Here is a 20,104-nt window from a genome sequence, read left to right as displayed (position 1 = left end):
CTCATCCTCCGAGCCCGGAAGCCAGGCTGCTCCGGGTCAGTCGCTGGGCCAGGTAGGTCATCGTGAACGACACCAGCGCGATCATCAGCACGACCGCGTTGGCGAGCTGGGTGTAGCCGTAGTCGACCAGCGTGATCGACAACGTCGTGAGCAGCTGGGTGCCGGTGGTGGTGAGCATGATCACGATGCTCAGCTCCTTCAGCCCCGAGACGAACGGCAGCACCACCCCCGTCACCAGCGCCCCCTTCTGGATCGGGAAGACGATGCGCCGCATCCGCGCCGGCCACGACGCGCCGCAGATCTGCGCCGCCTCCTCCGGCTCGCGCCCCAGCTGGGTCATCGCCGCGATGCCGGAACGCGAGGAGTACGGCAGATGCGTCACCGCCATCACCAGCACCAGCAGCGCCGTCGTGCCGTACAGCGCCGGGACGGGACCACGCTGCACCGCGAACAACGACAACGACGCCGCCGCGAAGGCGATGCCGGGAATCAGGTACGGCAGGAACGACACCTGCCGCAGGAGCGCCGCCACCCGCGGCGCCGTGCCCCTGACCACCACATAGCCGACCAGCAGGCCGAGCACCCCGCAGATCACCGAGGCCAGTCCCACGATGACAAGGCTGTTGTAGGCCGCCTCCCACAACTCGCCCCCGCGCAGCACCCCGTGCGGGAACCCCACCGCGCCCGGCAGGGATTCGGCCAGCCAGAAGTCGAGCGTGAAGTTGTCGAGCCGCCACACCCCCGGCGTGCGCATCACCGTCGACAGCAGCAACGTCATGATCGGCACCACCACCGACAGGATCAGCACCCCCGCCGCCACCGCCCACAACGGCCAGCGCCAGCGCCGCAGATGACCGACCCGGTCCATCGCGCCCTTGCCGCCCACCGTCACGAACCGCCGCTGCTCGCGCATCAGCCGCATGTCCACCAGCACGACCACCACCCCGATGATCACGATCACCCCGGCCAGCACCGACGCCACGCCCGTGCTCCGGTCACGGATCGACTGGTACAACCCCGTCGACAACACCCGGTAGTCGGCCGGCAAGCCCAGGATGTACGGCGTGCCGAACGTCCCCAGCACCCGCCCGACCACCAGCAGCACCGCGCTCGACAACGCCGGCAGCAGCAGCGGCCCGGTGATCCGCCGCAACACCGTCGCCCGCGAGGCGCCCAGGATGCGCGCCGAATCCTCCAGCTGCGAGTCGATGCGCCGCAACGCATTGCCCACCAGCAGGAAGACGAACGGGAAGTAGTGCAGCCCCAGCGTCACGGTGATCGGCACCGCCCCGTAGGCCAGCCAGTCCGGCGTGCGCACCCCCGCCGCCTGCAGCACCCCCGGCTGCCCGCCCGCGCGCTCGTTCTTGAACAACGTCAGCCACGCCAGCGAGAACGTCCACGACGGCAGCATGTACGGCACGACGAGCGCACCGGCCAGAAAACGCCTGCCCGGCACGTCGGTCCTGGCCACCAGCAACGCCATGCCGCCGCCCACCAGCAGCGCGAACGCCACCGTGCCCAGGCTGATCACCACCGTGTTCAGCAGCGGCTCCCAGAAGATCAGCTCGGCGATCTGGGAGCGGAAGACCCGCCACAGGTAGTAGCCGGTCCACTCCCCCGGCTGCTGGCCGGCATGGACCTGGTCGCCGAACTGCACCCGGAAGGCGTCCGACAGCACCGCCCCCAGCGGCGCCACCACCAGGTAGACCAGCAGCACCGCCAGGACGAGCCCCATCGCCGCCGTCGGATCGTGGCGCAGCACCTGTAAGCGGTAGCGCAGGCGGGGTCTGGACTTGAACATCACATGCTCCTCTTCAACATCGCATCCGCCAGAGCGTCGGCCGCCTCGCCCAGCCGCCTGCCCACCGCGTCCAGCCGCGCCAGCAACTCGCGCCGGCGCAGCACCTCCATCTCCAGCGGGCCGGCGAACAGCCTGGCCAGCTCCGTCTGGTAGTGCTGGCGCACCCGTCCGCCTGCCTTGCGCGCCGCCAGCGCGCACGAGGTCACCGAGGCGGGATCGGCCAGCACCCGCCCGAGGGCGACCTGCAGGCCGTCGAGGCCGTCGATGATCGCCCGCAACGGCTCGACGGCGAAGCGCGCGGTGTCCGCCCCGGCGCCGCTGCCGGTGGGGCCGAACAGGTCGCCCTCGCGCACGTAGTCGCGCAGGTGGTCGAGGACGTCGTCGACGCTGCGCGAGAGCCGGTAGAGGTCCTCGCGGTCGATCGGGGTGGCCAGGCTTCCGCGCAGGGCCTTGACCAGCTCGGCCCTGGCCGCGTCGCCCTCGTGCTCGATGCGGGCCATGCGCGCCCTGGCCACCGGGGGCGCCACCCGGCCGTGCGCGGTCTCCAGCGCCAGGACGGCGCCGGAGCGGGCGGTGGCGATCTGGGCGGCCACCAGCGCCACGATGCGCGGGCCCGAGGCGCCGCGCAGGTCGTCCCACGCCCGCCGCAACCGCCCGCCACGCCTGGCCCGGCTCACGACGCCCACCGCCCGCACGCCCGCACCCCGCGCCACCGGGCCCCCGACCACCGGACCGGCTTCAGCGTGTAAGCAGTCCCGCCACGGCGCCGAGTGCCAGGGCGGAGGGGAGCGTGAGCACCCAGGCCAGCCCCAGCCGCAGCACCTGCGGCCAGCGCACCCGGCGCACGCCCTCGCTGGCCGCCACCCCCACGGCGCCCGCCGACAGCGACTGCGTCATGCTCACCGGGCTGCCCAGCGCCGACCCCGCCAGCACCGCGGCCGCGCACGCGCCCTGCGCCGACATCACGTGCACCGGCCGCAGCAACGCCAGCCCGCGCCCCAGCCGCTCCCCCACCCCGGCCACCGCCGGCAGCGCCCCGAGGCAGAACACCAGCGCCACCGCCACCAGCCACCCCCACCCGGGCGTCCCGCCGACGGCCACCGCCAGCACGGCGAACATCTTCTGCCCGTCGTTGGCCGCGTACGCCGCGCACTGCAGGGCGTAACTGCCCACCCCGAGGGCCCGCGCCACCACCGGCATCCGGGAGGAGCCGGGCACCCGGCGCGAGCCCGCGCCCAGCAGGTAGCCCAGAACCAGCCCCGCCAGCGGAGCGCCCAGCCCGGCCGCCAGCACCACCGCGACCCGATCCCACGACACCGCCAGCCCGCCTCCGAGCGCCGCCCCGGTGAGCCCGCCCACCAGGGCCAGCGTCAGGCTCGTCGGCAGTGCGCGCCAGCTGAGCACCCCGACCACGACCAGCGAGGTGACCACCCCGCCCAGGAAGGGCCCGCCGCTCAGCCCGGCCAGGCCGCCGGTGAACGTGCCCGCCACGCCGTACCCGAACAGGACCGGCACCGTCACCAGCGACAGCACCAGCGTCGACGGCGCCAGCAGCGGCGCCGCCCTGCCCAGCCCCGCGCGAAGGGCCAGGCCGAGCAGGACCGCGCCGTCGTTGGCCCCGCACACGAGCACGAACGGCACCGCGATGAGGAGTCCCCACCCCATCACCCGTGGTTGACGCGCCAGAAGTCCGACACGACCTGCCGGTTCTGGAAGTCGGCCAGCAGCTGCCCGGAGTCGGTGTGGAACAGGTCGCTCTTCCAGTCCTTCAGCCCTTCGGGCGTGACCAGGGGCTTGACCGTGGCGTTGCCGGAGACGCCGCCTTCGGCGATCTCGTGCTTGACGCCTTCCTCGGTCATGATGAAGTGCACGAAGAGCTTGGCGGCGTTCGGGTGCTTGCTCTTGGTGGCGATCATCGCGTACTTCGGGTAGCTGAAGCCCGCGAACGGCTGCATGCCGGTGCAGGCGGCCTGGGTGTAGCCCTTGTCCTGGTTGTTGCGGAACTTCGAGATCGACATCAGGCCGATCTTCACGTCCTTGGCGTCCTTCGGCCCGACGGCCCCGGAGATGTCCTCGTCGGCGCCGGTGAGCACCGGGTCGTTGGCGGCCAGGCGCTTGATGAGCTCGAAGGTGGCGCTCTTCTCCGAGGTCTGCAGCGGCTTGCCGTACCTGGCCTGGTAGGCCTGCTCGAGGGCCTGGTTGCCGTGCGCGTCGAGCTGGGTGAAGAACGACAGCACGGTCGGCTTGCCCAGCGGGTCCTGCATGACGAGTTTGCCGCGCCATTCGGGTTCGGTCAGGTCCCAGACGTTCTTGACCGGGCAGCCGCCGGGCGACAGCGTAGTGTTGTAGGCGAAGATCGTGGCTTTGGCCAGGGCCATCAGCGGGTTGCGGTTCTCCGCCGGGATGTCGCCGGCCAGGTCGCCGGGGATCCAGGTGTGCACGATCTGCTGCGGCAGCAGCTGGCCGACCAGGACGCCGCCGTCCTCGTACATGGTGGCGTCGATGGTGACGTTGTCGGCGGCGTGCTCGCGGATCATCTTCTCCGCGGTCTCGGGGGAGTCGGATTTGACCCCCTCCATCGCGATGCCGTACTTGGCGGTGAAGGCCTTGGCGACGTCCTCGATGTCGCCGCTGGAGTCGTAGACGACCACGCTGCCCTCGGCCTTGGCGGCCGTGATCAGCTGGTTGAGGTCGAAGGCCCGGTCCTGCGACGCGGCGGGCTTGGGGGCGGCCGGCGCGGGTGAGGCTCCCGTGGTGGAGGGGGCGCAGGCGGTCAGCAGCAGCAGGGCCGATAAGACGGCCGGAACGGTTCGCATGTGGGCTCCTTCGGCAGAGCGTGCCCCGAGGTGCCTCAAAAATGAACGTCCGGTGAACGCTTTGTCAAGACATACTTACCTCTTGACGAGAGCTAGGACTAGAACGGAATTATCTGTTCCATGTATAGTGGGGGCATGACGTCCCAACCCTTGAGCGGCCGCCGCAAGCAGGCCGCGCGCAACGACGAGCTGATCCTCGAGGCCGCCCGCGCGGTCTTCACCGCCGACCCGGGCGCCCCGATCGCCGCCGTGGCCGAACGGGCGGGCGTCGGGATCAGCGCACTCTACCGCCGCTACTCCAGCAAGGAAGAGCTCCTGCGCAAGCTCTGCTTCGACGGGCTGCAGCTCTACATCAAGTCCGCGCACGACGGCCTGGCCATCGACGACCCCTGGGACGGCCTGGCCGAGTTCCTGCGCGGCGTCGTCGTCTACGACACCAACGCCCTGACCATCGCCCTGGCCGGCACCTTCCAGCCCACCGAGGAGCTCTACCACGCCTCCGTCCAGGCCAACGAGCTCACCATCCAGCTCTTCGACCGGGCCCAGCAGGCCGGCGTCATCCGCTCCGACATCATCGTCGACGACCTCGCCGCGCTCTTCGAGCAGCTGTCGTCGATCAAGTTCGGCGACGACGAACGCTCCGCCCAGCTGCGCCTGCGCTACCTGGCCCTGGCCCTCGACTCGCTCAAGGCCCCCGGCACCATCCCTCTCCCCGGCCCACCGCCCTCCCGCGAGGAGATCGAGCAGCGGTGGGTCTACAAGGGCTAGATCTCGATCTCCTCACCGGCCAGCCGCAACACCTGACGCGCCCGCGCGATGACCGGCGCGTCCACGAACCGCCCGTCGGGCAGCGCGCTCGCCCCCTGCCCGGCCAGCGCCACCACCTCCCGCGCCCGCTCCACCTCCTGCCCGCTCGGCCGGAAGGCCTCGCGGATGACGGGGAGCTGGCGCGGATGGATGGCCGCCCTGCCGTACAACCCGATCGAACGCCCGCGCGCCGAGGAGGCCAGCAGCCCCGCCTCGTCACGCACGTCCGGGTAGACCGACATCGGCACCTGCGGCAGCCCGGCCGCCGCAGCGGCCAGGATCACCTGCAGCCGCAGGTGATCCATCGCACTGTCCGCCGTGATCGTCAGCTCCGCCGCCAGGTCCTGCTCCCCCAGCGCGATCCCCGCCACGTTCGGGTGCGCGGCGATCGCCGCCGCGCCGAGCACTCCCCTGGCCGACTCCAGCAGCGCGTATCCCGGCAGGTCGCCCAGCAGGTCCAGCACGTCGGGCGCCTCCACCTTCGGCACCCGCACCCCGTCGACCCCGCTGCCCATCAACGCGCTGACGTCGTCGCGGCCCCGCGGCGTCGCCAGGTCGTTGACCCGCACGTGGATCGCGGGGCCTCCCGGCTCCCGCGCCGCGAGGTAGGCCAGTGCGTTCTCCCGCGCCGTGTCCTTGCCATCGGGAGCGACCGCGTCCTCCAGGTCGATGATCACCACGTCCGCGCCGGACGCCGCCGCCTTGGCGAACCGCTCGGGCCGGTCACCCGGCACGTAGAGCCACGTCACGATCATGCGATCACCCCGTCGGCGCGCAGCCGCGCGATCAGCGCGGCGTCGTAGCCCAGCTCCCCCAGCACCTCGTCGGTGTGCCGGCCGTGCGCGGCGCCGGGCCAGCGCACCTGTCCCGGCGTCTGCGACAGGCGGAACATCACGTTCTGCATGGTCACCGAACCGAGCTCCTCGTCGGGGAGCTCGATGAAGGTGTTGAGCGCTTCGTACTGCTTGTCATCGGCGATGTCCTTTACATTGTAGATCATAGCCACCGCCGCGTCGGCCTCCTCGAAGCGCGCGATCACCTCCGCCGCGTCCCGCTCGCCGATCCACGAGCCCACCGCGGCGTCCAGCTCCTCCACGTGGGCCACCCGCCCGGCCCCCGTGGCGAACCACGGCTCCGTCACCAGGTCCTCGCGCCCCACCAGCCGCATCACCCGCTCGGCGATGCTCTGCGCGCTGGTGGAGATGGCCACCCAGCGCCCGTCCCTGGTGCGGTAGGTGTTGCGCGGCGCGTTGCTGCTGGAGCGGTTGCCGGTGCGCTGCGGCACCACCCCCAGCTCCTTGAAGGCCGTCATCTGCGGCCCGAGCAGTCCCAGGATCGGCTCGATGATCGCCATGTCGATCACCTGGCCCCTGCCCGTCTGCTCGCGGGCGTGCAGGGCCACCATGACCGCGTACGCCATGGCCAGCCCGGCGATGCCGTCGGCCATCGCCAGCGGCGGCAACGTGGGCGGACCGTCGGGCTCCCCCGTCATCGCCGCGAACCCGCTCATCGCCTCGGCCAGCGTGCCGAACCCCGGCCGCGAGGCCATCGGGCCCACCTGGCCGAACCCCGTCATGCGCGCCACCACCAGGCGCGGGTTGAGCTCCTGCAGGAGCTCGGGCGCCAGGTTCCAGCGCTCCAGGGTGCCGGGGCGGAAGTTCTCGACGAGCACGTCGGAGCGCTCGGCCAGGCGCTTGAGGATCTCCTGGCCCTCGGCCTTCGACAGGTCGACCGCGGCGGCGCGCTTGTTGCGGCCCAGCGTCTTCCACCACAGGCCCACCCCGCCCGAGGAGGCGCCGTGCCCGCGCGAGGGATCGGGCCTGCGCGGGTGCTCGACCTTGACCACGTCGGCGCCGAAGTCGCCCAGCATCATCGCCGCCGACGGCCCGGCGAACAACGTGGCCGCATCGATCACCCGAATACCACTCAAAGCTCCCATAAGGGTGATCCTATGGACAGCGGGCCTAGGTCCACTGACGGCAGGCGGTCGAGCGCGGGCAGCCGGCGTAGCCCGGGTACGGCGGCGCCCCCGTCGAGGTGATGTCCCGCGTCCAGGTGAACAGCCGCCGGCGGGCCGCCGCCCGCTCGGCCTCGCCGTCCTCCTGCCGCGCCAGCCCGCCCGCGTAACGGCGCAGCAGGTCGTGCAGGCCGAACCGGCCGCCGCCGTGCCACTCGATCAGGTGCGCGTCGGCCAGCCGGTCCACCGCGCCCGCGACCTCCTGCTCGGCCATCCCGGCCAGCACGCCGGCGCCGCGCAGGTCGAAGTCGTCGCACGGCACCAGCCCCAGCAGCCGGAAGACCCGCCGCGCCGCCGGATCCAGCGTGCCGTACGACAGGTCGAAGGCCGCCCGCACCGCGGCGTCGGGCTCGCCGCTGATCGCCAGCGCCGTCATCGGGTCACCGGTGCGCAGCGTGTGCACGTAGTCGGCGATCGTCTGGCCGGGATGGTCGAACAGGTACGCGGTGGCGATCCGCAGGGCCAGCGGCAGCCTGCCGCACAGCTCGGCCAGCTCGGCGGTGGCCCCGGGCTCGGCCTCCACCCGGCTCGGGCCGAGCACCTCGGTCAGCAGCGCCCTGGCGCCGTCCTGGCTCAGCACGCCCAGCGTCACCCGGCTGGCGCCCTCGCGCGCCAGCAGGCCCGTGAGCCGGTCCCGGCTGGTGACCAGGACCAGGCAGCCGGGCGTGCCCGGCAGGAGGGGACGCACCTGGTCGGCGGAGCCGGCGTTGTCGAGCAGCACCAGGATCCGGCGCCCGGCCACCACCGAGCGGAACCGGGCCGCCGCGGACTCCACCTCGCCGGGGATGCTCTCGCGCGGCACCCCCAGCGCGAGCAGGAATCCGGCCAGCGCGTCGAGCGGCCGCATCGGCAGGGCGCGCTCGTAGCCGCGCAGGTTGACGTAGAGCTGGCCGTCGGGGAAGCGGCCGGCGATCCGGTGCGCCCAGTGGACCGCCAGCGCCGTCTTACCCACGCCCACCGCGCCCGCGATGGCGGAGATCGCCATCGGCGGGCTCGCGCCGTCGCCGGGCAGCAACCGGTCCAGGGCCGCCAGCGCCGCCTGCCTGCCGGTGAAGCCGGGCACCGGAGCGGGCAGCTCCCTGGGTACGGCAAGCGCCGGCACCGGCGCCGGGAGCGATCCCCGAACCCCCAGGTCTGCGGCGACGCCCTCGTCGCCACGCAGCAGCCCTTCGTACACCCGCCGCAGCTCGGCCCCCGGATCCACGCCGAGCTCCTCGGCCAGCAGCGCCCCGGTGCGCCCGTAGGCCTCCAGCGCCTCGGCCTGGCGCCCCGAGCGGTACAGCGCCAGCATCAGCAGCCCGCACAACCGCTCGCGCAGCGGGTGGGCGCGCACGAGCGTCTGCAGCTCGGTGAGGACCTCGCGGTGCCTGCCCTGCCCCAGCTCCGCGGCCACCCACTGCTCGGTCGCGCTGACCCGCAGCTCCTCCAGCCGCACCGCGGTGGCGCTCAGGCTGCCGTGGTGCTCCAGATCGGCGAACGCGGGACCACGCCACAGCCGCAACGCCCGGCCCAGCAACCGCCCGGCGGTGGCGGTGTCGGCCGAGGCCGCCTGACGGACCAATTCCTCGAACTCGTGAGAATCGAGCTCCCCCGGATCTATGCGAATCCGATATCCACCGCGTTCCGCCACGATCCTGCTGTCATCGCGTAACGCCTGCCGCACCTGCGAAACGTAGATCCGCATGCTGCTGGCCGCCGATTCCGGCGGCCTGGCGCCCCACAGCGCCTCCACCAGCCGGTGGTGCCCCACGCGGGTATTGGCCTCGCACAGCAGCGTGGCGAGCAGCAGCAACGGCTTCGGCGGCAGCCGAGTAGCCGGGCTGCCGGCCTCCACAGGGCCGAGCACCCTGAAATCCATGACGCCCCCGTCTTTGGACCCCCTTAGCGGGATTTATACGGAGGTCTTTGCGCCCATGTCAATGCGCGACTGGAAACCTTCCTTACGGACGAAGGGGGCAAAGCCATGGGGGCATTTAGGCGCGGGCGGCTAAGGCGAGAGCTGCTCATCAATTTCGTGGGAATTCCGCTGGCGCTGATCGCCGGATTCGGGATCACCTGGCTGGTGATCCAGGCGCTCTCGCCGACCGTGATCTCGCTGACCGGCACGCCGTGAACCCGCTCACGAGCTCGTACGAGGGTCGAGCTCGTGAAGCGCGGAGGAGTCCAGGTCGAAGCCGTCGACCACCGCCAGGTAGGGGCCCACCCGGAAGGGGTCGCCGAGGTAGAGCCCGCCCGCCTGCCGTACCAGGACCGCGCCCGCGGCCACGTCCCACGGGCTCGCGCCGCGCCCGAAGCAGGCGTCGGACCAGCCGGCCGCGACGTGCGCGAGCTTGAGGGCGGCGCTGCCGGGGCGGCGCAGCGCCGAGAACGAGGTGAGCAGCCTGCCGTATCGCCGCAGCGCCTCGTCACCGTGCTCGTCGAAGTCGCGCGGGGTCGGATAGCTGGTCAGCAACATCGCCTCGCGGTCGCGCGTGGCGCCCCGGCTGCGCAGCGGGGCGCCATTGCACCACGCGCCCTCCTCCGAGGCGGCGAACAGGTCGTCGCGCACCGGGTCGTACACCACGCCCGCCACCAGGTCCCCGCCCACGGCCACGCCGATGGACACGCACCAGAAGGCCACCCCGGCGGCGAAGTTGGCGGTGCCGTCGATCGGGTCGACGAACCACGTGACGCCCTCGCCCGCGGCTCCCCCGCCCTCCTCCCCCACGATCGCGCTGCCCGGCGCACGCTTGGCGATCACCGCGCGGATCGTCTCCTCGGCCGCCAGGTCGTGCTCGGTCACCGGGTCGTGGAAGTCGCGTTTGGTCTCCACGGCGGGCCTGGTGCGGAACGCGGCGCGCAGCCGCTCCCCCGCCGTCCGGGCCGCTTCCACCGCGATGTCCAGGAGTTCAGCTGAAGGCGCCATATTTCCACCGTAGCCGTTTGTCAGGACATTCTGACCCCATTACCCTGATCACATGACCTCGCACCTGGCGATCGACCTGGACCGATCCAGCCCCGTGCCCCTCTACTTCCAGGTGGCCGAGCAGATCGCCGAAGCGATCAAGAACGGCGACCTGGCGCCGGGCGCCCGGCTCGACAACGAGATCCTCCTCGCCGACCGCCTGGGCCTGTCGAGGCCGACCGTACGGCAGGCGATCCAGTACCTGGTCGACAAGGGCCTGCTGGTCCGCAAGCGGGGCGTCGGCACCCAGGTCGTGCACGGCCAGGTCAAGCGCTCGGTCGAGCTGACCAGCCTCTACGACGACCTGCGCCGCGCCGGCCAGGAGCCCGCCACCCAGGTGCTGGCCCTCGAGCCCCGCCCCGCCGACGAGGAGATCGCCGCCATCCTCGGCGTCGAGACCGGCACCCACGTCATCTACCTGGAGCGGGTGCGCTTCGCCGCGGGCGAGCCGCTGGCCATCATGCACAACTGGCTGCCCGTGGGCCTGGCCCCGCTGACCCCCGAGGGCCTGCACAACCGGGGACTGTACGAACTGCTGCGCAGCGCGGGCGTGCGCATGCGGGTGGCCAACCAGCGTGTCGGCGCGCGGGCGGCCAGCGCCCACGAGGCCAAGCTGCTGGAGGAGCGCAGGGGCGCGCCCCTGCTGACCATGGTCCGCACCACCTACGACGACCAGGGCCGCGCCGTAGAGCACGGCTCCCACGTCTACCGCGCCTCCCACTACTCCCTGGAGGTCACCCTCATCGAGCGCTGAGCGGAGCTTGGAGGACCGCAAACGTTTACCGCAAGGCCATCCAAGATCATTTCATGTTCTTAAATGATCTTTATGGTTGCGGCGTTTGCGCACTCCCCCTCACGCATGTGGAAGGACATCCATGCGCATCTCCGCACGGGCCTTCGCCGTCACCCTGGTGACGGCGCTGGCCTTCAGCGGCGCGGGCGTCTACGGAAGCCCCGTCTCCGCGCAGGACGACCGGACGCTGGCCGCACTCCAGCAGGTCGTCCCCGACATCGTCCAAGAGGCCCAGACGGTCCCGCCGGTCGAGATCCCCGAAGGCAACACCCAGCGCGTCTTCGCCGCCGCCACCGACCCCGGCCGCTCGCTCGTGGCCGTGGTCAGCGACAGCGAGATCGGCATCGGCCTGCCCGAGGCCGCCGCCGCGGGCAACCAGGCACTGCCGGGCCTGGTCACCTACGCCGCCGCCCGGCCCAGCGTCTCCTACGCCCACCAGCGCACCGACCGGATCGCCCGGTCGCTGACGATCATCCACGACGCCTCGGCGCCGACGGAGTACCGCTTCCCCATCTCCGCCCCGCCCAACAGCGAGCTGCAGGTCGAGGAGGACGACGGCACGGTCCTGATCTACACCGACGACGTCTACCTCGCCGAGATCGACCTGCCCTGGGCCAAGGACGCCGACGGCAACCCCGTCCCCACCTCCTACCGGGTGGAGGGCATGACGCTCGTCCAGACCGTCAACCACGCGGGCGCCGCCTACCCCGTGGTCGCCGACCCCGCACTCAAGCTGCAGTGTGAGTGGTGGAAGGCGATGTGCCGCCTGATCTTCTCCAGGAAGCTCACCAAGCAGATCTACGGCGTCTGGCTCGTCGGCGGCGTGGCCGGCGCCATCGAGGCGCTCAAGAGCGTCTGCGACAAGCTCAAGGGCAAGGCCAAGGTCATCTGCAAGACCGCCTACACCGTGGCCGGCGCCTCGGCCATCTACAAGTTCAGGGACGCCGCCAGGCAGGGCCAGTGCTTCGCCGTGCGCTTCCAGGCTCCGGGCATCGTCTGGTACGAGGTCCGCAAGAAGAGCTGCATGAACAACTAGGCACCGCCTCCCCCGGCGCCCCCGCCCTCGCGGCGGGGGCGCCGTCTCACGCCTGCACACCCCTGACCCGGAGCCCTCATGTCTGCCCTCCTGCCACGGGCCCTCGCCGGTGGCCTCGCCCTCCTGCTGCTGCCCCTGACCGCGCAGCCCTCCACGGCCGAACCCCCACCCTCCGCCCCTGCCGCCCTGGCCGCCACGCCCGGGCCGGTGGCGACCGACGAGCCGTCCGCGCGCCTGTCGGCCCGCCTCGGCGGCACGCGCGTGGAGGTGGAGTCGGCCCGCACCGAGACCACCACCACCTACGCCAACCCCGACGGCACCCTCACCCTCGAGACCTTCGCCGGACCCGTCCGCTACCGCCAGGACGGCGCGTGGAAGCCCGTCGACATCACCCTCACCACCACACCCGACGGCCAGGTGGCCCCCAGGGGGCACCGCGGCCGGCTGCGCCTGGGCGGCGGAGCCTCGTCCCGGCAGCGCACGGCGGGCGGCCACACCGACCTGATCACCCTGGGCGAGGGCGAGCAGCAGGTCACCCTGCAGTGGAAGGGCACGCTCCCGGCGCCGAAGCTCGATGGGGCCAAGGCCACCTACCCCGGCGTGCTCCCCGGAGCCGACCTCGTCGTCGAGGCCACCAGGACGGGCGCCGAACAGTTCCTCCTGCTCAACCAGCGCCCCGCCACGCCGCTCGAATACACGCTCAGGTTCAGCTCGCCCAAGCTCAAGCCGCGCGCCGCCGCCGACGGCGGAATCGAGCTGGCCGACCCGAAGGGCAGGGCGGTCATGAGCCTGCCCGCCCCGGTCATGTGGGACGCCTCCATCGCGCCCGGCTCCGGCGAGCACGCCCGCCGCGCTCCCGTCGCCTTCAAGCTGCGCGGCGACGACCTCGTCCTCACCCCCGACCCCGCCTTCCTGAACGACCCGGCGACCGTCTACCCCGTCACCGTGGACCCCGCGCTGACCGTGCGCGGCACCTTCGACACCTTCGTCCAGCAGGGGTACGGCACCGACCAGTCCGCCACCGACGAGCTGAAGATCGGGAACAACGGCTCGGGCCAGGTGGCGCGCTCGTTCATCACCTGGAACACCGCCGGCATCGCGGGCAAGAAGATCACCTCCGCGACCCTGAACCTGTGGAACTGGCACTCGTGGTCCTGCCAGGCCAGGTCATGGCAGGTCGGCACGGCCAACCAGGCCACCACGGCCTCCCGCTGGCCCGGCCCGGAGATCGCGGTCGTTCACGCCACCTCGACCGAGACCAAGGGCTGGGGCACCGGCTGCGCCGACGGCTGGGTCAAGGCCAACGTGACCTCCCTCGCCCAGCACTGGGCCGACAAGGGCTGGACCCGCTCCGGCATGGGCATCAGGGCCAAGGACGAGGGCGATGAGTACGGCTGGAAGCGCTTCAACTCCGGTGACGCCGCCTCCAACGTGCCCTCCATCTCGGTGACCTACAACTCCTACCCCAGCACGCCGGTCTCCACCTGGGTCAACCCGCACACCGACCACGCGGGCAAGAAGTGGACGGGTACCGCCACCCCGCAGCTGCGCGCCCACGTCGGCGACCCCGACGGCGGCAACGTACGCGGGCTGTTCGACGTCTACGACGGCAGCACGCCGGTCATCGACAACCTCTACGGCGCCTACGTCGCCAGCGGCGGATTCTCCTCCACCGGCAACGTGCCCGCGGGCAAGCTCGTCAACGGCAGGACCTACACGGTCCGTTCGTGGTCCAACGACGGCTCCCTGTCGTCCAAGGCCTACCAGAGCTGGTCCTTCACCGTCGACACCGTCAAGCCCGCAGCCCCCAGGGTCGCCTCCGCCGACTACCCCGCCGACGGCGGCTGGCACGGCGACGCGGGCAAGGCCGGCACCTTCACCATGACCCCGGCGAGCACCGACGCCGCCTGGATCGCCTACAAGCTCGGCAACGGCACCACCACGAAGGCGGCCACCACCGGCGCGGCCGTCACCGCCAAGCTGACGCCGCCCTCGACCGGCGCCCACACGCTCAGCGTCTACACCATCGACAAGGCGGGCAACACCTCCCCCACCACCGCGTACACGTTCAACGTGGGCTCGGGAAGCTCGGTGGCCGCGCTCACCGCGCCCGCCGACGGCCTGCGCAGCACCGGCAGGGTCCCGCTCGCGGTGACCGGGACGGGATTCACCCAGGCCAGGTTCCAGTTCCGCCGCTCCGACCTCGACACCTGGGCCGACCTGCCGCCCGCCCACGTGACGGGCGCCGACGGCAAGCCGCTGACCGCCTGGCCGGTGGCCGCCCCCAACGGCGTGTCGGGACTGGCCTGGGACGCCGCCGCCCAGCTGGGCGACGCCGCCGTCCAGGTCAGGGCGGTGGTCTCCGGCGCCTCCGCCCCGCCGTACGAGTCCGGCCCCGCGCACGTCGTCGTCGACCGCCGCGCCACCAGGGCCGCCACCAGCGAGGTCGGGCCCGGCGTCCTCAACCTGCAGACCGGCGACTACCGCCTGCGTACCACGGCAGGAGGCGCCTTCGGCCTGGCCCTGACCAGGAGCGTCTCCTCCCGCCTGCCCGAGTGGACGGCCGGTCTGGCCACGCTGCGCGAGACCTCGCCCACGTCGGTCGAGCTCACCCGCGCCGACGGCTCGCCCGTGCAGTTCACCAGGACCGCCGACGGCTGGCGTCCTGAACCGGGCGCCGAGCACCTGACCCTCACCGGCGCCTACACGCTCACCGACGCCTCCTGCGGCGAGGTCACGACCTTCACCGGGCAGGGCGAGCTCCGCGTGCCCGACGGGCACGTCTACGAGCAGGCCGGCGACCGGCTGCGGCCCTCCTCGATCACCCGGCTCGGGCACACACTGGGCTTCGGCTACGACGCCGCCGGGCGGCTGGCCACCGTCTCCCTCAAGGGCGAGACGGTCGCGCAGTACGGCTACGACGCGGCAGGACGCCTGGCGCAGACCTGGGACCCGCGCATCAGCCCGCCGCTGAAGACCCTGTACGGCTACGACGCCGCCGGGCGCGTCACCACGCTCACCCCGCCGGGCGAGCTGCCCTGGACCTTCGACTACGACAGCGACGGCCGCCTGCGCTCGGTCACCCGCGCCACCCTCAAGCCGGGCACCGCCGACCAGGTCTCCGGCCAGGCGACCACCACGATCGGGTACGGCGTGCCGCTCACCACCGCCGCGGGCGGCCCCGCCGACATGACGGCCAAGCAGATCGCCGCCTGGGGCCAGGCGACGGCGCCGGTCACCGCCACCGCCGTGCACCCGCCGAACTCCACCGGCCCTGCCACCGACCGTGCCACCGTGACCTACCTGGACGCCTCGGGCCGGGCCGTCAACGTGCTCACCCCCGGCGGCCACCTGTCCGCCACCGACTACGACCGGTCCGGCCACGCCATACGGGTGCTCACCGCCGGCAACAGGGAGCTGTCGCAGCGGCCCATGACCGACGACCGCCTCGCCGAGCTGGCGATCACCGGCTACAGCCCCGACGAGCGGGCGGAACTGCTCTCGACCCGCTCGGTCTACGACGCCACCGGCCGGCGCAAGCTCGAGGAGCTCAGCCCCGTCCACATCGTCAACCTCGAGTCCGACGTCGACGACCTGCCCGCCGGGTACGCCATCGGCGCCAGGACCCGCACCGTCACCGTCCACGACGAGGGACGGCCCGCCACCGCGACCGCCCGCGACCTGCCCACCACGGTCAGGACGGGCGCCGTCATCGTCGGGCGCGAGTCCCTGCCCGACGCCGACGTCAGAACCACCGCCCTCACCTACGACTGGGCCACCGGCAGGCCGCTCACGACCGTGCGCGACCCCGGCGGACGCGCCGTCACCACCACCGCCCCCGCGCGCACCCTCTACGCGGCCACGGGCGGCGGCGAGTGCGGCGGCAGGCCGGAGTGGGCGGGCCTGCCCTGCCGCGACGGCGAGCGCCTCTACACCCACACCGCCTCGGGCCTGCCGCACACCGTGACCGTGGGCGGCACGACCACCACCATCAGGCACGACGGAGCCGGCCGGCCCATCGCCACCCAGACCGGCCAGGACCCCGAGACCGGGCTGCGCTACAGCCAGGCCACCGGCCGCCTCACCGAGCGCACGCGCGGCACGCAGGCCGTCGTGACCGGACACGACCTGCTGGGCCGGCCGATCACGCACACCGACGCCGACGGCGGCCAGACCCGCACCGACTACGACGACCTCGACCGGCCCGCCAAGGTCGTCGACTCGGCCCCCTCCACCACCGTCTACACCTACGACCACGCGGTCGAGCCGCGCGGCCTGCTCACCTCGCTCACCGACTCGGCCGCGGGCACCTTCACCGCCCGCTACGACGCCGAGGGCCGCCTGTCGGGCGGCGACCTGCCGGGCGGGCTGCACGTCCTGAACGGCTTCGACGAGCGCGGGCAGGCCTACGCCCGCATCTACACCCGCGACGGCCTGGAAGGGCCGGTGATGATCGACCAGATCGGCCGCAACGTGCACGGGCAGGAGATGCTGCGCCTGCGCACCGACACCATGACGGAACGCCAGCTCGCCTACGACCGGGCGGGCCTGCTCTCCTCGGTGCTGGAGCTCGGCTTCCCGCTGTGCACGCTGCGCCGCTACGACCACAACGCCAGGGGCGAGCGGGTCCGGCTGGCCGTCCAGGCCTCCGACCTCGACTGCCCGGTCGCCGACGACGCGGCTTCGACCGTCACCGCCTACACCTACGCCGCCGACGGCACAGCCACCGGCGACGGCTACGCCCACGACGCGGCGGGCCGCGCCACGTCACTGCCCGGCGGGCGCACCTTCTCCTACACCGCCGACGGGCTGCCCGCCGTCCTGACCTCCGGCGGCCGGAGCGTGGCGTGGCAGCACGACCCGGCCGGGCGGGTCCGGTCGGAGACCACCGAGACGGGCGCCGTCACCGTCCACCACTACGGCTCGGACGGCGACCGGCCCGCCTGGACCACCTCCGGCACGACAGTCGTGCGCCACGTGGCGGGACCGGGCGGCGCGCTGGCCGCGCTCACCGGCCCTGCCGGGGCGGTCCGGCTCCAGCTGCTCACCATCGACGGGCACGTGGGCACCGAGCTCGACCTCGTCCAGGAGCTGGCCACCGTGGCGGCCTACGACGAGTTCGGCGTGACCACGCAGCCGCTGCTGAGGTACGGCTGGCTGGGAGGCGCCTACCGGCCCACCCTGCCGGGCGGCGCCGTCCTGGCGGGCGGGCGCCTGTACGACCCGGCGCTGGGCCGTTTCCTGCAGCGCCCCTACTGAGAACACCGCTCTCCGGCCGTGGGACCCCCACGGCCGGAGGCCTCAGAGCGCGTCCCGCAGCGCCACCTGGGCCACATCGCGCAGCTGCGCGTGCAGCTGCGCGTTGCCCTCCCGCTCGGTGCGCACCTCGACGATGCGCAGGCCCTCGCCGCGCAGCGCCTTGACCAGCTCCGACTCGTCGGTCACCAGGGTGTACGGGGTGCCCGTCGAGGCCGCCACGTACCCGAAGTCGACCCCGTGCGGCGTGCCGAAGATCCGCTCGAACGGATCGCGCAGCGCCGCCTGCGGCAGCAGCGAGAAGATGCCGCCGCCGTTGTTGTTGACCACCACCAGGCACAGGTCGGGCCGCGGCTCCCGGTCGCCCAGGATCAGCCCGTTCTGGTCGTGCAGGAACGACAGGTCGCCCAGCAGCGCGAACGAGGGCCCGTTGTGCGCCAGCGCCGCGCCGATCGCGGTCGAGACGATCCCGTCGATGCCCGAGGCGCCCCGGTTGGCCAGCACGCGGATGCCGCGCCTGGCCCGCATCGCCTGGTCCAGGTCGCGGATCGGCATCGAGGAGGCGGTGAACAACAACGAGCCGTTCGGCAGCGCCTCGACCAGGTCACGCGCCAGCCTCGGCTCCGACAGGCCCGACACGTCGAGCATCCCGTCGATCGCCCCGCGCACCGCCAGGTCGGCCCGGCGCCAGGAGTTGAGCCACTCGTCGTCGCCCGCCGCCACCGGGATCTCCACCGCCTGCGCCACCTGCGTGGCCGAACGTGTCGGATCCGGCCAGCGGGTCAGGTCGGTGGCGACCACGATGTGCTCGGCGCCGTCGGAGGAGGCCCGCTTGAGCCACGACATCAGCGGGCGCGACAACCCCGGACGGCCCAGCGTCACCACCACCTCGGGCCGGTGCGCCTCGGCGAACTCCGGGGTTCCCAGCAGGTAGTGGTAGGTCGAGATGGCGTGGTCGCCGTAGCGGCCGTTGCCGTTCGGCTCCGACAACACCGGCCAGCCCGCCATCCCGGCGGCCGCCACGTAACGCCGCACGTTGGCCGCGCCGTCGCCGACCACCAGCACCCCGCGCCTGGTCGGCGGCAGGTGCAAGGCCACGGGCGGCGGCGCCACCCGGGCGCGGATCCACGGGCCGCCCTGGCTGTCGCCGTCGAGCGACTCGCACCACGTCGAGTCGCCGTCGGGGATCAGCGGCTCGCGGAAGGGCAGGTTCAGGTGCACCGGGCCGGGATCGTGCGGCCCCAGCGCCCGCTGCCAGGCGCGGCAGGCCAGCGAACGCCAGTAGGCCACCTGGCCGGGCCGCTCCTCCGGCACGCCCACCTCGGCGAACCAGCGCACCGCCGAGCCGTACAGCTTGATCTGGTCGATCGTCTGGTTGGCGCCGGTGCCGCGCAGCTCCGGCGGGCGGTCGGCGGTCAGCACCAGCAGCGGCACCCCCGACTCGCTGGCCTCCACGACCGCCGGGTGGAAGTTGGCCACGGCCGTGCCCGACGAGCAGATCAGCACCACCGGCCGCTCGGCCCTGCGGGCCAGGCCGAGGGCCAGGAAGGACGCGGAACGTTCGTCGAGCCGCACGTGCAGCCGCACCCGCGACTCCGCGTGCGAGGCCAGGGCGAGGGGGGCCGAGCGCGAGCCCGGAGCCAGCACCACGTCGGTCAGACCGCAGCGCACCAGCTCGTCGATGAGCACTGCGGCCAGCGCGGTGGCGGGATTCACTGTGCTGCCTCCATACGGCGCAACCATGAGGGGGAATCGATCTGGAAATCGGACACGGCGTCGGCGTCGGGGCGGCGCACCTCGAGCCACCCGTCGACCGGCATCAGGGGCTCGGTGGTGACATCGCCCGACAGCAGGCTGAGGGTGCCCAGGCCGCAGGCGTAGGGCAGTTCGGGCAGCGCCGCGGCCAGCGCGAGGCCGGCCGCGAGCCCGATCGAGGTCTCCACGGCGCTGGAGACGACCGCGGGCAGCCCGCACGCCTCCACCACGCGCAGCGCCTCGCGCACGCCGCCCAGGGGCTGCACCTTGACCACCGCGATGTCGGCCGCCTCGGCGGCGCGCACCTTCAGCGGGTCTTCCGCGCGGCGGATGGACTCGTCGGCCGCGATCGGCACGTCGAGTGAGCGGCGCACCCGCGCCAGCTCGTCGAGGGTCGCGCAGGGCTGCTCGGCGTACTCCAGGCCGAACCGGTCGAGCTCCCTGAGCTTGCGCACCGCCTCGTCGACCTCCCAGGCGCCGTTGGCGTCGACACGCACCCTGCCGCCGGGGCCGAGCGCGTCGCGCACCGCCTCGACCCTGGCCAGGTCTTCGGCGAAGCTCTGCCCCTTCTCGGCCACCTTCACCTTCGCGGTGCCCGCGCCCGACTGCCGGACCAGCTCGTGGGCGTGCTCGGGGCCGACGGCGGGCACGGTGGTGTTGACGGGGACACGGGAGCGCAGCGGCGCCGGCCAGCCCTCGAAGGCGGCCTCCCGCGCGCACGCCAGCCACCGGGCGCATTCGCGCGGGCCGTACTCAGGGAACGGCGAGAACTCCCCCCATCCGGCCGGTCCCCGCAGCAGGACTCCCTCGCGGACCGTCTGGCCGCGAAAACGGGTGCGCATCGGGATCCGGAAGATGACGGGGTCGTTCACAGAGCTA

The 20,104-nt window shown here is 72.8% G+C and carries 14 protein-coding genes; 4 read left to right on the top strand and 10 right to left on the bottom strand.

The window, feature by feature from the left end:
• Nucleotide 1: 1 nt before the first annotated feature.
• From ACIBH1_RS11040 to ACIBH1_RS11025, 4 genes are read right to left on the bottom strand one after another with little or no spacing between them, the layout of a single operon-like run.
• Nucleotides 2-1,801: an ABC transporter permease gene (locus tag ACIBH1_RS11040; RefSeq protein ID WP_397313508.1), complete on the bottom strand. Its 1,800-nt coding sequence runs from the start codon at nucleotides 1,799-1,801 to the stop codon at nucleotides 2-4.
• Nucleotides 1,801-2,496, bottom strand: coding sequence for a DUF47 domain-containing protein (locus ACIBH1_RS11035; RefSeq protein WP_397313507.1), 696 nt, complete (start codon nucleotides 2,494-2,496; stop codon nucleotides 1,801-1,803). The genes ACIBH1_RS11040 and ACIBH1_RS11035 overlap by 1 nt, the downstream gene beginning before the upstream one ends.
• A 43-nt stretch (nucleotides 2,497-2,539) precedes the next feature.
• Nucleotides 2,540-3,466, bottom strand: a complete 927-nt coding sequence (locus ACIBH1_RS11030) for an inorganic phosphate transporter (protein WP_397313506.1) — start codon at nucleotides 3,464-3,466, stop codon at nucleotides 2,540-2,542.
• Nucleotides 3,466-4,617, bottom strand: coding sequence for an ABC transporter substrate-binding protein (locus ACIBH1_RS11025; protein ID WP_397313505.1), 1,152 nt, complete (start codon nucleotides 4,615-4,617; stop codon nucleotides 3,466-3,468). The genes ACIBH1_RS11030 and ACIBH1_RS11025 overlap by 1 nt, the downstream gene beginning before the upstream one ends.
• Nucleotides 4,618-4,752: 135 nt before the next feature.
• Between ACIBH1_RS11025 and ACIBH1_RS11020 the strand changes: the two genes are divergently transcribed.
• The gene (locus ACIBH1_RS11020) at nucleotides 4,753-5,385 is read left to right on the top strand and encodes a TetR/AcrR family transcriptional regulator (RefSeq protein WP_397313504.1); all 633 of its coding nucleotides are present in this window, start codon (nucleotides 4,753-4,755) and stop codon (nucleotides 5,383-5,385) included.
• Here ACIBH1_RS11020 and ACIBH1_RS11015 read toward each other — a convergent pair.
• The 4 genes from ACIBH1_RS11015 to ACIBH1_RS11000 form a co-directional block, all read right to left on the bottom strand.
• Entirely contained in the window at nucleotides 5,382-6,179 is a 798-nt protein-coding gene (locus ACIBH1_RS11015) for an HpcH/HpaI aldolase/citrate lyase family protein (RefSeq protein WP_397313503.1), read from the bottom strand. The genes ACIBH1_RS11020 and ACIBH1_RS11015 overlap by 4 nt on opposite strands.
• Nucleotides 6,176-7,363, bottom strand: a complete 1,188-nt coding sequence (locus ACIBH1_RS11010; RefSeq protein ID WP_397313502.1) for a CaiB/BaiF CoA transferase family protein — start codon at nucleotides 7,361-7,363, stop codon at nucleotides 6,176-6,178. Before ACIBH1_RS11010 ends, ACIBH1_RS11015 begins: the two co-directional genes overlap by 4 nt.
• A gap of 25 nt (nucleotides 7,364-7,388) precedes the next feature.
• A complete protein-coding gene (locus ACIBH1_RS11005; RefSeq protein WP_397313501.1) occupies nucleotides 7,389-9,299 on the bottom strand; it encodes a BTAD domain-containing putative transcriptional regulator in 1,911 nt (636 codons plus the stop codon).
• 261 nt (nucleotides 9,300-9,560) lie between these two features.
• Entirely contained in the window at nucleotides 9,561-10,346 is a 786-nt protein-coding gene (locus ACIBH1_RS11000) for an inositol monophosphatase family protein (RefSeq protein ID WP_397313500.1), read from the bottom strand.
• A gap of 52 nt (nucleotides 10,347-10,398) precedes the next feature.
• Between ACIBH1_RS11000 and ACIBH1_RS10995 the strand changes: the two genes are divergently transcribed.
• From ACIBH1_RS10995 to ACIBH1_RS10985, 3 genes are all read left to right on the top strand, one after another.
• Nucleotides 10,399-11,139, top strand: coding sequence for a GntR family transcriptional regulator (locus ACIBH1_RS10995; RefSeq protein WP_397313498.1), 741 nt, complete (start codon nucleotides 10,399-10,401; stop codon nucleotides 11,137-11,139).
• 121 nt (nucleotides 11,140-11,260) lie between these two features.
• Entirely contained in the window at nucleotides 11,261-12,214 is a 954-nt protein-coding gene (locus ACIBH1_RS10990; protein WP_397313497.1) for a hypothetical protein, read from the top strand.
• A gap of 78 nt (nucleotides 12,215-12,292) precedes the next feature.
• Nucleotides 12,293-17,473, top strand: a complete 5,181-nt coding sequence (locus ACIBH1_RS10985) for a DNRLRE domain-containing protein (protein ID WP_397313496.1) — start codon at nucleotides 12,293-12,295, stop codon at nucleotides 17,471-17,473.
• A gap of 42 nt (nucleotides 17,474-17,515) precedes the next feature.
• Here ACIBH1_RS10985 and menD read toward each other — a convergent pair whose 3' ends face one another.
• Nucleotides 17,516-19,186 (bottom strand): 2-succinyl-5-enolpyruvyl-6-hydroxy-3-cyclohexene-1-carboxylic-acid synthase, encoded by a 1,671-nt coding sequence (menD, locus tag ACIBH1_RS10980; protein WP_397313495.1) that lies wholly within the window; start codon nucleotides 19,184-19,186, stop codon nucleotides 17,516-17,518.
• On the bottom strand, nucleotides 19,183-20,067 hold the full coding sequence (locus ACIBH1_RS10975; protein ID WP_397313928.1) for an o-succinylbenzoate synthase: 885 nt from the start codon (nucleotides 20,065-20,067) through the stop codon (nucleotides 19,183-19,185). The genes menD and ACIBH1_RS10975 overlap by 4 nt, the downstream gene beginning before the upstream one ends.
• Between the last annotated feature and the right edge of the window lie 37 nt (nucleotides 20,068-20,104).

The organism is Nonomuraea sp. NPDC050663 (genome assembly GCF_044456985.1).
In the GTDB taxonomy this organism is placed as follows: domain Bacteria; phylum Actinomycetota; class Actinomycetes; order Streptosporangiales; family Streptosporangiaceae; genus Nonomuraea.
The sequence above is the reverse complement of the archived record's forward strand: the minus strand, read 5'-3'. Positions and strand labels throughout refer to the sequence as shown.